At 48.2% G+C, this 11,560-nt stretch carries 6 protein-coding genes and 1 pseudogene; all 7 read right to left on the bottom strand.

Annotation, left to right across the window (positions count from 1 at the left end; genetic code table 11):
- Positions 1-38: 38 nt before the first annotated feature.
- The 7 genes and pseudogenes from RBR25_RS13000 to pglX all read right to left on the bottom strand — a co-directional run bounded on the left by RBR25_RS13000 (position 39) and on the right by pglX (position 11,412).
- Positions 39-3,107, bottom strand: a complete 3,069-nt coding sequence (locus RBR25_RS13000) for an ankyrin repeat domain-containing protein (protein WP_432819982.1) — start codon at positions 3,105-3,107, stop codon at positions 39-41.
- A 73-nt stretch (positions 3,108-3,180) separates the two neighbouring features.
- Positions 3,181-5,244, bottom strand: coding sequence for a BREX system Lon protease-like protein BrxL (brxL, locus tag RBR25_RS12995; RefSeq protein WP_432819981.1), 2,064 nt, complete (start codon positions 5,242-5,244; stop codon positions 3,181-3,183).
- A 14-nt stretch (positions 5,245-5,258) separates the two neighbouring features.
- Complete coding sequence (gene pglZ / locus RBR25_RS12990) at positions 5,259-7,757, bottom strand: BREX-1 system phosphatase PglZ type A (protein ID WP_432819980.1); 2,499 nt, start codon at positions 7,755-7,757, stop codon at positions 5,259-5,261.
- Complete coding sequence (locus RBR25_RS12985) at positions 7,741-8,832, bottom strand: PDDEXK nuclease domain-containing protein (RefSeq protein ID WP_432819979.1); 1,092 nt, start codon at positions 8,830-8,832, stop codon at positions 7,741-7,743. The genes pglZ and RBR25_RS12985 overlap by 17 nt, the downstream gene beginning before the upstream one ends.
- Before the next feature lie 6 nt (positions 8,833-8,838).
- Positions 8,839-8,994: pseudogene (locus tag RBR25_RS12980) on the bottom strand (class I SAM-dependent DNA methyltransferase); the annotation flags it as partial.
- 151 nt (positions 8,995-9,145) lie between these two features.
- On the bottom strand, positions 9,146-9,811 hold the full coding sequence (locus RBR25_RS12975; RefSeq protein WP_432819978.1) for a hypothetical protein: 666 nt from the start codon (positions 9,809-9,811) through the stop codon (positions 9,146-9,148).
- Positions 9,811-11,412, bottom strand: a complete 1,602-nt coding sequence (gene pglX, locus RBR25_RS12970; RefSeq protein ID WP_432819977.1) for a BREX-1 system adenine-specific DNA-methyltransferase PglX — start codon at positions 11,410-11,412, stop codon at positions 9,811-9,813. Before pglX ends, RBR25_RS12975 begins: the two co-directional genes overlap by 1 nt.
- Between the last annotated feature and the right edge of the window lie 148 nt (positions 11,413-11,560).

Raw genomic sequence — 11,560 nt, 5'->3', positions numbered from 1 at the left:
GTTCTGTGTGTAGCTAAGCCTGAAGCTAGGGTTAAAAATCATTTTTTTATTTTTGCTTTAGCTTTTTCGTAACGGGCTATCCTGGGAATCCAATCACCGGCCCAACCTTCTGATTGGGCCTGATTACAGATTTTTATTGCTTCATCATACTTGTTTTGCTTATCCAAAATAATTGCCAATTGTTTATAGCCAGTGTGTTCTGGCATGCGACCTTGAAATCTGTTGAAATTTTCGGCCGCACTAGGGGCTATGTCTATCTGCTTCCGGCATGAATCTATGGCTTTTTTCATACTCTCTTTATTTTCTCTGTCAGAATAATAGAATCGAATCGAAGCGTCGTAGAAAAAGTGGCGATCAATTATATCATCTGAGTTTTCAAAAAGCTGATCGGCTTTTTCATAAAATTTTTGAACTATACTCCTATTTTCTTTTATGAAATTGTATTGAAAACTCTGGGTAGCTATATTAGAAAGCATCTTCGGTATGGACGTAAGAGACATGTCTATCGTACCAATATTATTCACAACAGTTTCACGTTCTTTCTCGCTAAACTCCTCATTCAACCATTCCTTTAATCCGCATTTATCGATAACTGATTCCATATCTTGATTTTCCTTTGTAAAATTGATTGATTCTCCAATAATACCTAGATCTCGGGCTATCACATTGAAACTTTTGCCACAACTAGCTTCGACTCGAGTCATATAATCTTCAATTGTTCCATTTTCAGAACCTAAATCCGAGGCAAATACCTTTTTCAAATTTTCTAAAACGTTTGTTTTCAAATCGATGTCATATATTTGAATGATCGCACCGAGAATTGCTAGAAAATTCATCGGGTTTTTGTTTATGCCATATTCGATAAATTCTTTTTTAGATGCTCTAAATAATATACTCCTCAAATCTTCACCGTGATCGTATAACAATGACTGAGCAAGAGAGTTCATCGAAGGTTTAAATCCGTGATTTACAACAAGATCATTAGCGATTTGAAACATGTCTTTTTCTACATAATGACCGTTCGTTCTCTGTATATCATTGAAAAATAAGGAGTCGAGGAGATCGAGGGATGTGCCTCCACCTTCATCCCCTATGAATAAAATATCATCAAATTCTTTCTGTTCCTGTCTAAAAGTCGAGACATCTGCCCCCAATTCAATCAATGTTGAATAAGCTGCATAAGATCCAGATTGTACAGCATATTTCAAAGGCACAGTACCTTCATCATCTCCGGCCAAAACTTTCTGATTCGGATCGGCTCCATATTTGATTAGGGTACGAATTACATCTGCCTTGCCTTGTTGTGCGGCGTTATGAATGGCGAAGAAGCCCTCATCATCACTTAATTGGCAAGAGAGTCCTGCGGAAGCTAAAAGCTCGATCATTGAAGCAGCTACACTATCTTCTGCCTCCATCGCAGCCCTTTTTAAGATGTCGATGCCATGCATAGCTCGCCAATGGATATCCGCACCTGCTTGAAGCAACATCTGTACTAACTCTCTATTCCCCTGCGCAGCTGCTATTCCTAATGCTGAGTAAAGAGCTTCTCCTGGCTTGATTGCGTTAACATCTGAACCAGCGTCAAGCAACATTTTTACCTTATTAACGTCATTCGATTTTACAGCAAACATTAAGACACTATAAACTTCACTAGGACCTTCAGTCTTCGCCAAGACATCAGCTCCTGCTTTTATCAAACTTTCCAATTGTTCGACTGTTCCAGAATCTGCAATGACCATTATGGGAGTGAGCCCTTTAATTCCACCTCGATCACGGGTCTCATTGACTTGCTCTTTAGTCTTTTCTATATTAATAAGATCATCTAGTTGCTGTTCTTCAATCAAGCTCCATACTGGGTTATCTTCATTTTTTTCTATTATTGCATTAATGGAACCATTCTCAATCTTTTCATATAATTCTTCCTGGCTTGAAACACCATAGCTACTGATGAGAAAACGGCCAATCTCCTCTTCGTCCGGTTCTTCTCCATCAAGAACTGGAACTAATGTCCGGAATATCCAATAGCTAATATAAATTGGCGAAATCTTCCACTGCTCTAATAGTTTTATATAGATTTCTTGCTCTTCTTTTTCAAATTCACCATCAGCCTTAGCAACAAGTGCACAGACAAAGGAAATTATTTTTTGTATAAAATAATCGCTTATACGACCTGCATACTCCTTAATCAAATCATCAATTTTGCCATTTTGAATTGCTTCAAAATAATCTCTCTTCACATCATCTATTATTTTCGAGTCAGTAAATATATCTGAACCATCATGAACAATAGTAGTAGATTTTTTGGAAAATTTTAAAGCTGATTCAAAATCATAATTCTTCTCATATTCTTCTATAGCTTTCCTGTTTTTTAAGATATAGCGTGAAAAACTCTTCATTTCGCTAATTTTTACAATTTCTTCTTCTGACAATTTTCCATCACCAATCGCTACAAGAACGATGCAATATTGCATAGAGATAAGGTCATTTTCTATTTTTGACTTTTTCTTTTCTTTTGAATTTTGTTTTGGTGTGTCTTTTGATTTATCTTTTTTTTCTGATGCTAGAACATTATGTTTGTTAGAATCTCCAGTATTCTGATTTTCCATAACACTGTCGCTTTTCTTGGATGAATTATCTTTAGATTTAATCTTATTATCTGATTTATTTTTTTTAACAATATTGTTTTCAGTATCATCAGAAGGAGTCGGCAGGACACCAAATTTTTGCAAAGCTTTTTCGTAAGCAGATCTTCTCTTATGCCTTATTGGATCATTTTTATAAACTTTGTCTACATTCTCTAGACAATACTCCAACATCTCTATCAATTCTTCCTTGTTTGTTTCATGGAGAGGGGCATCCATACATTCTTTGGATAGAGCGTCAATGCTCGCAAGGAATTTTTTTGATGGAAGTTCATCACATAGCTCCCCTTCAAAAACACAACAATTATCGAAAATCTTCCTAGATATCTCAGTATCACTGACAGAATATTTTTTTCTTATGCTCTCCATATCTTCATCTTTTTTTCGAGAATTAATCCACACAGTAACCCCAATAATCAATCCAAAACCAACAAGCCCAAAAACAACAAGATGAATCAATTCCATGGATTTGCTCCTTTCCCATAGGGACAACACATTTTATCTTCAGTTCAGAATCCGAGTTTAAAATCCGGCTCCATTATTCAGGCGTGTCTCCAGTACGGATAAACGTCGCCTCGAAAGCTTTGCACGGGCGGTATTGTTGTAGTCGATTGGCGAAGGTGAAGGCATTGTTCATTTCGTAGTGTTGGAAGATATCGAGGCCTCGATCCAGCGAGATTTTCCAGCCGTGATCGGTCACGATATGGCGGGCATGAATCGTTCCCGTGCCGTCAAACTTCCAAGTGAAGTTCACGCCTACGCCGTTTCCCGATTCTTTTATTTTCTCGAAGCTTTGTTGCTGCTGTTCGCTCTTAAATTCATCTTGCACCGTTACCAAGTGAACGGTCACCTCCTCATCCGCAGCTTTATGCTTAACTACCGTCTCCAGAAATTCCATAAAGTTACGCATTTGATAAAACAGTCGGATGTACGGGTCGGTCACCGTAATTGTCGTCGCCCCCTTGAGATAAGGGCCTAACAACGAATCGAAGGAGATCCCCCGCTGATTTTCCTGGAAGGTGAGGTGTTTTTCTTTAAGAGCAACCCCCGCCAGTGCGGGCGACTCGGATGGGGACAACGGCGCAGCGGCTTCCTCAGCAGGAGGGGTTTCCCCGTCTTCACACTCGGCGATGGTCTTGTGGTAGTAGTGGGGGTATTCCTCCTCTTCGAGCGCAAGAACGATTTTGGCTTGCCCCTCGGCGTCAAGATAGGAGAAATGAACCTGGCCGTAGGTAGAATCGATTCGCATCAGTTGATCTTTGACGCGCTTGCGGCCTTCAATCGAAAACCGCAGCAACTCCTCGACCTCGTTTTTGGTTGCTCCGCCATGCGGAAAAAGAATTTTCATCAGACCGGAAAATGTCTTGTTGATGCCGTCGCGATCCCGCGTCGAAATATCGGAAGAGAGGGAGAAGAGCCCCCTGTAGCGATCCGAGTAATCATGATTGCGCAAGGAGCGGAGAATCTCGGCCAGGTAGTCCACCACGAATCCGTAACCGCTGGAGAACATCTCGCCCCGGATGATGTCGACCTCCCAGCCCGGAATATAAAAATGGATACGATCGAGAAACGCGGAGTCGTAGAAGCTGTCGGGGAGATCGCAAAACAGGTCCGAGTGCTTGAGCATATAGGGGACATTGTGTTGGGTGTTGCCGACGAAGACCATGGACGCCTCCGCCCCCAGCGTCTCGACACCCCGTGAAAAAGACTTGTTGGCCATGTAGTTCTTCATGATGTCGACCAGGGCCTTGTCCACGCGCTTTTTCTTTCCGGCAAACTCGTCGAAGGCGACACAGTCCCAGTAGCCGACCAGACCGATCTTTCCGGTGGTGTTGTTCACGAACAACTTGGGTACCGAGACCTCGCCCCCGGAAATCAGGATGCCGTGGGGTGAAAACTCCGAATAGATGTGCGATTTCCCGGTCCCCTTGGGACCAAGTTCGATCAAGTTGTAATTGCGCTCGCAGTACGGGATCAGGCGAATCAGCTGAGTCAGCTTGCTGCGCTTGCCGAACATCTCCGGATTGAAGCCGATACTCTGGATCAGCAGATCGATCCATTCGTCGGTGGAAAATTGTTTTCGAGCTTCGATGTAGCCGTCAAAGTCGAAATGGGATAGCTGGATCGGCTTGAGCGTCGACATGACCCAAGGAGTAGCACTTTTGTCCTCGGTGAATTCGTATTCGATGTCGGCAATACACCAAACACCGCTGACCAGCAGCCGGGGATGGGCCTTGACCGTACCCGAATCGACCAGCACTCTCTTGATCCCGAGATTGGAAAAGCTCGCCTCATAGACATCGAATTTATCGTTCAAGGCCACACTGATCTTGTCGATGACCTTGTAGCGCCCCTTTTCCTTGATATTTGATCGGACCAGTCCGGCCTCGTTGCGATGCACGTAATGCTTGCGCAGGATCTCCTTAACCGTCTCGATACCGGTCTGGATGGTCGGCTCATCGTTGGTGGCGCAATACTGTCCCAGCAGGTATTCCAGCACGTAGGAGGGAACGATAGCGTTGCCCTTGACTACCTTGACGAGATCCTTGCGGACAACAAGCCCCGGGAAATGAGCGTTAATTTTCTGGTCAAGGTCGTTCATCGGCCACCTGCCCTTTAAAAGTCGAAATCACTGGTAAATGAGCGCCGCATCATATAGCGGAGCGACTTGTATTCCCTGTAATGTGAAGTTCCGGCGTGCTTTTCCTCCAGCCGCAGAATGACTTCCTGCCCGTTGGCCTCATCGGCCTTGCGGGTGAGCACAAAGCGCACCTGCAGCTCCCGCTCCCGGGGATTGTCCGACGTCAAATCGAAGGTCAGCTCAAAGCTGTCGGAAATCAGGTCGCCGGCCGCCGTGTAGATGCCGGCCCGCAGCACACGCGGCTGGATCTTGTCCGTCACCGGTCCGGCCTGGTACAGGGTCACCGCCAGTTGGCCGGAGGTAATCACCGAACTGGCCCCGCGCAGGATGTCCACCTCGACGGCGGTGACATCGCTCTGGCGCTTCTTGTTGATCTTGAGCACCGGAATCACCACCTCCTGCAACGACGCGCCGCCATGCACAAAGCGGCTGCCGGAGCCCTTCAAACGCAGGCGGTTGATCGATTTGGGGATCTGCACCTCCACCTCGCCTGCCAGGCCAAGCTGTTCGGCGGTGAATTTGTGCAGACTGGGGGCTTCCACAAGCCCCTTGCCGAGTACGAAGCGGCGGTCGCGGAACAGAATCTGCTCGCCCTCGGCATCGACTCCGGAAAAGTCGCTCTCCTCGATGGCGCGGTTCTGGTAGATGAAGCCGTGGTCGGAGGTAATCAAAAAATTGTACAGATTCGCATTATTCAACTTCTTGACCAGGCGGATCAGTTCCGGCAACGTCTCTTCCACCGCCTCAAAAACCCGCTCTTCCGACTCCCGGGTATGGCCGGTGTCATCAATACGGTTATGGTAGATGTAGATCACATCGTGGTCGCGCACCAGAGACCGGCAATCCTCCCCCTTCATAGCCATCAGCTCATCGGCCTTGCAGGCCGTTGCTCGTCCCCCCGCAGCCTGGCCGAGAATCTTGCAGCGGTTGAGAGTCCCCTGGGAACTTTGTCCATCCACCAGCACGGCGCCGGTCTCGTTATCGGCAATCGCCAGTGCCTTGTTAGGCAGCAACGCCGCCATGCCGAGCTGGGTATAACTGGGCAGCATCGACAGCGCCGGTTCCAGCTCGGCGCTGTAGCGGTCTTCCTGGCGAATGAGGCTCAGCAGTTCATCGCCGATCTCATAGCGCATGGCGTCGGAGATGATCACACAAACCTTGTTCTCCTTGCGTAGAAACGGCCGTACCCAATGCTCGAAAAAGTGCTGCTGGCCCCGCACAGGTGAGGCCTCCCATTTGGAGGCAGCATCGACAAAGACCTGGAAGCGGTCGCCCAGTTTCAACAGATAGTTGTTGGAATAGAGGTTTTCGACTTGGTCCGTCAGGCTGCCCATCAGCGACGCTTGCCCCGACATGCGCACATGGTAGGTAAACTTGCGGTAAAGCTGATCCAGCTGATACCAGAAGCGGCTGTAACGCTGCACACCTTCAGCCAAGCTGTCCATGGCGAGATTGGCCTGGCCCAGGGCATGGATAAAGAGGGCGGCGAAGTCAACCGCTTCGTACAGATGGCGGTATTCGCGATACCAGTGGCTCTGCCGCCGCTGACGAACCCAGAGCGACACATCCGGGCTTCCGACCGTGCGGGAGGATACCGCCCGCACCAGGTCGCTGATGATCTTCTGATCGATCAGGCGGAAGTAATCCAACTCGATCAACACCCGGAAATCCCGCTTGGCCAGATCCTGCTCAATGCCGAGGACCTCGGCGCATTCTCCCGAGAGGGTCTCGAAGCCGCCTTCGAACTGACGGCTATCCTTCCAGCGCTTGAGAAACACCATGGCGTCGCCGGTCAGTTTCACCTGGCCATCGGTGCCCATGGCGTAGCATGACTTGAACAACTCAATGGTGAAGTCGCGGATGCCCGGCTCGTCAGACTTGTAACCATAGCAGCGGGTCAGCTGCTCCCAGAGAAAGCCGTCCAGGCTGCACCGGCCAACCAACTTGATCTTCTCGTCCCGGCCGTCGGCCAGCTCTTGCAGCAGGTTTTCCACCACCGCATCCATGCGCGGTTCGCTGCCGCTGCATACCGCCAGCATCTTCAGGCGAATCTGTCCGGCGGTGTCGTCCGCTTTCAGCAGCTTTTTGAGGGCGTCTTTGCGCTTGATCGCCTGGAAGAACTCCGCATGAGCCTGCACCACATCGGTGAACTCCAGGCCGAGTTCCAGTTCGGACAGCCAGATGGCCACCTGATCGGTGCGGAACTCGCCGTGGGCCAGTTGCACATCCAGCAGCCAGTTATCCAAATGCGGGGGCTCTGGCCCTTCGCGGTAGAGCAGAAATTTCTGCTCCGGTTGCTCGCGCAGCAGCCTGTATTTGATGCCGTACTCGTTGTTGAAAAGCGTAAGCTTCTCGACGCCGGGCAGCTGAAGCGCCTCGAAATCGTCGCGTAACTCCTGCTTGGCGTCGTACCAGAAGACAATTCGGTGCCGGTCGAAGAGTTTGGTCAGGGCCGCTTCAATTCTGTTCATCACCGGCATCCTCCTGCAGTTGCTGCAAATCCTGCTCAATCTCCTCCACCGTCGGCAACGCTCCCTTCAGGTTGTCGGGCAGGGTTTCCACCAGGGAGTATTCACTCACCCCCATCGGCTTGTTCAGGTCGCGCAGGGCAAATTCCACTTCGATGTTGTTCTTGTCCCGGCACAGCAGCAGGCCTATGGTGGGCTGGTCGTCGTCGCGTTTGAGCAGGCTGTCCACGGCCGACAGGTAAAAGTTGAGTTTGCCCGCGTATTCGGGGATGAACTTGCGGTTTTTGAGTTCGACGACCACATAGCACTTCAGGGTAACGTGGTAGAAGAGCAGGTCGATGTAATAGTCGTTGTCGGCGATCTCCAGATGATACTGACGCCCGATGAAGGCGAACCCCTTGCCCAGCTCCAGCAGAAATTGGGTGATATGCTGGGTGAGCTGCCGCTCCACATCGCGCTCGTTGTACGGGGCCGTCATGGTCATGAAGTCGAAGGTGTAAGGATCTTTCAGCGTCTGTTGGGCCAGGTCCGACTGCGGCGCGGGCAAGGTATTGGAAAAGTTGGTCACTGCCTTGCCGGCCCGGTCATACAGCTTGGATTTGAGCTGCAACGCCAGCACATCTCGGCTCCAGCCCTGCTCGATAGTCTGGGCGATGTAAAAACCCGCTTCGGCCACGCTGACGCACTTGGTGAAGATCAGGATGTTGTGCCCCCAGGGAATTTGGTCAACAGGCTGTTGACCAAATGGTGTCGAGGTGATGTCTGCGGGTGAGTCGCCCTCGTCATTGCCCGATGAATAGAATTGAAAAAAACGCTGGCAGTATTTCAGGTTGGTGGCCGACAGGCCCCGGACCTCGGGAAATTCCCGTTGCAGATCGTGTGATAGCTGAGGGATGACCTTGTCGCCCCATTGGCTTTGCACCTGCTTGGCGGCAATCATGCCTCCCAAGTCCCAATAGAATCGAATCAACTCGCGGTTTGCCGCCAGCGCCATACCAAGGCGGGCAGAACTGATGCGATTCTTGATCTGCTTCAACCACGCCTGATAGTCAGCGCCGACAAATAGGGGAGAATTGCTCATTGTGAATTATTCCTCCGCCGCATCCAGGCCAACGATCTTCTTCAAGGCCGCGCTGAGTTTGGGGTAGTTGACCTTTACGCCGTCGTCGAGGTCGATCTCCACCTGCTCGGTGGCCAGCGGGTAAAGCACTTCGCGTTCGTACTCCTCCAATTCGGAAATCATGTTAATTCCCACGCCTGCCGAATTGGCGAATGCAACGAGTGATTTCAGGATCGGCTTGGGGGAAGAAAGATCGCGCTTGAATTCCAGGGTTTTGGATTCGGGAGATGCTATAAGGTCCATTGTAGTTACAATCGGGCCACAGCTATTCACTTCACTGCTCCTCTGACATGTTACTAGCAAAATCTCGAATACTAAGAGATATTTGCAATATTGGAAGCAGTCTTTCTTTGATAAAGTTCTCCTTTTTTAAATCTACTGTTCCTTCATGAGCAATTTTATTTCTGGTTGTATAAAATTTACTTTCCTTATCAGCTGCATTTAAAAAATCTGAAAACTTTGGAGGATCGATATTCAATACCTTTATTGCTTTATCAAGATCATTTTTTTTAGGAAGTGCCGGTTTAAAAACGTCACTTTTAGAGACAGAAAACTTCTTACTACTAATTTTTTTTAAATCTATTTTCAAATTGGCCACATCATTAATTTTAAATTGATTGGTTTCAGAATCATTGATACTACTTTCGTGAAATGAAATTATTTCGATAAGGCCTTTTTCATATTCATCGAGTTTTTCTCTGTGCCGTTTTATATTCTCTACTAATGGTTTTAGCTCTTTAGTAGTAGTTCTTTTATCTGCAAGTATTATTATGATTTTAGAAAATATTTCGACAACACTCCATATCTTTATATATGCAATTTGCAATTGTTCTATTGTTTCATCATGGTGAGCAGCACCAAAATGTAAGTAACCGGCCAATTGTCCTTCAGCGAATCCCAAAAACCATGCCGGGAAATCTTTCAAAACAGATTCCGTCATCAGATCAGCCCCGTGATATTTTTCAATGCCTTACCGAACTTGGGGTAGTTGACCTTCACGCCGTCGTCGAGGTCGATCTCCACCTGCTCGGTGGCCAGCGGGTAGAGCACCTCGCGTTCGTACTCCTCCATCTCGGCGATCATCTTGGTGATCTTCTCGATCTCCTTCAAGGCCTTGGTCTTCTCGCCCTGGCTGCTGCTGGCGCTGATGCTGACCGCCTCCAGGTGGTTCTTGTGCGAGGTGAGCTTGGTGCGAAATTCGCGCAGGTAGTCGTTGAGCACCACGCTGACCGTATCCGGGCGGTAGCGGTGCATGTAGATCAGCGCGTTGAAGCTGCCCTTGGGGCTTGAGAACAGCCAGTAGATGGGGCGCTTCTTGTAACGCTTCACATGGTCGGTGTAGAAATCTTTGAGGAAGTATTTACGAATGTCTTTACCAAGGGCGTTTTCTACAAACCGCAGATTTTCTTCATAATGCTCTGGGCCGAAAGCGACTTTGAGGAACTGCTTGAACCGCTCGGAAATATCATCGGTAAACCAATCCCCGTCCAGCATGGGAATCACATTGTCCTCGTCCGCCGGAAAAGCAATGGAACCGCGAAAGGCGCTAAAATCGCTAAAATTATTTTCTTCTTTTTCGCGCTTTTCGCGTGTTTCGCGGTTAAGAATCTTGTAGTAGTCCTCGATGGTCTCGCCCTGGTTGGCCAGGATCAGCCCCGGCTTCTCCAGCGCATAGCGGCCGAACATGCAGCCCACGGCATAGGAGACGAGCTCGCGCATGGTGTCGGCCAGCAGCAGTGCCTCCAGCTCTTCCTCGCTCTTGTCGTTGCCGTAGCGGTAGTGCGGGTTGCAGGTCAGGGTAATTTCGTTGAGCGGTACCTCGGGCGTCAACTCATCCTGCAGACCGTAGGCCTCGATGAAGATACGGTTGTTCTCTTCCTCCAGCCGCTGCATCTCCAGTGTCATCTCCTGCCAATGGGCGCGGAGCTTCTGGTAGGTGGCCTTTATGGTCGGCTGGCGGTAGTCGGACTTCAATAGCGGCAGGCTGGTGAAGTCCCAAGAGGTTTCGTAGGAGTCCCAATCGGCTTCCGACAATTCAATACATCTTTGAGCTAAAGGGCGATACGGAACCTCAAATGAGTCTCTTACAATCGGAAATTTTTCGATATCGCTTGCTTGGAAATTCAAGGTCGGATTTAGCTCCTGAATAATTCCCAGCAATTTCGTTGAAAGCAATGAAAGGAAAAACAGTTGTTCCTTTGGGAAAATGGCGGTACATGCATCTGCATATATTTCTCCACTGCTTTTTATTCGGAATGATAGGTTTCCCGAAGTAACGCGAGATGTAAGCAATCCTTCTAGAAAGTATGTGCTCTCATTTTTCACAACTAACGCATAGTTACCCTTTAGATAAGGATATTTTACTGTTACATATTCTTTTATGGCGGCACCGTCATCTTCCCAATTCACCAAGTGCTCAACGTTGCCATACCACTTTCGAAACCCTCCTCCTTTAGCAAATCTTATCCACTTCGACCCAATCGATGACAAGGTAGGTTCATGACAAAGCCTGACAAATGTTGCTCCGTCACTAGTCTGCAAACCAGTAGACCCTTTTGAATATTCCCTGAATCCGTAAGATCACAATCAGAAGAATTTCAGCGAATGCAGATAAGCTATTGATTTTCTTTGTTATTTATGCTACCATCTAGCCCGTCGAAAACTCACTTGGCGGGTGAATTTTATGAAA

The organism is Trichloromonas sp., from assembly GCF_034006665.1.
GTDB lineage: Bacteria > Desulfobacterota > Desulfuromonadia > Desulfuromonadales > Trichloromonadaceae > Trichloromonas.
This window is presented reverse-complemented; position numbering and strand designations above follow the sequence as displayed.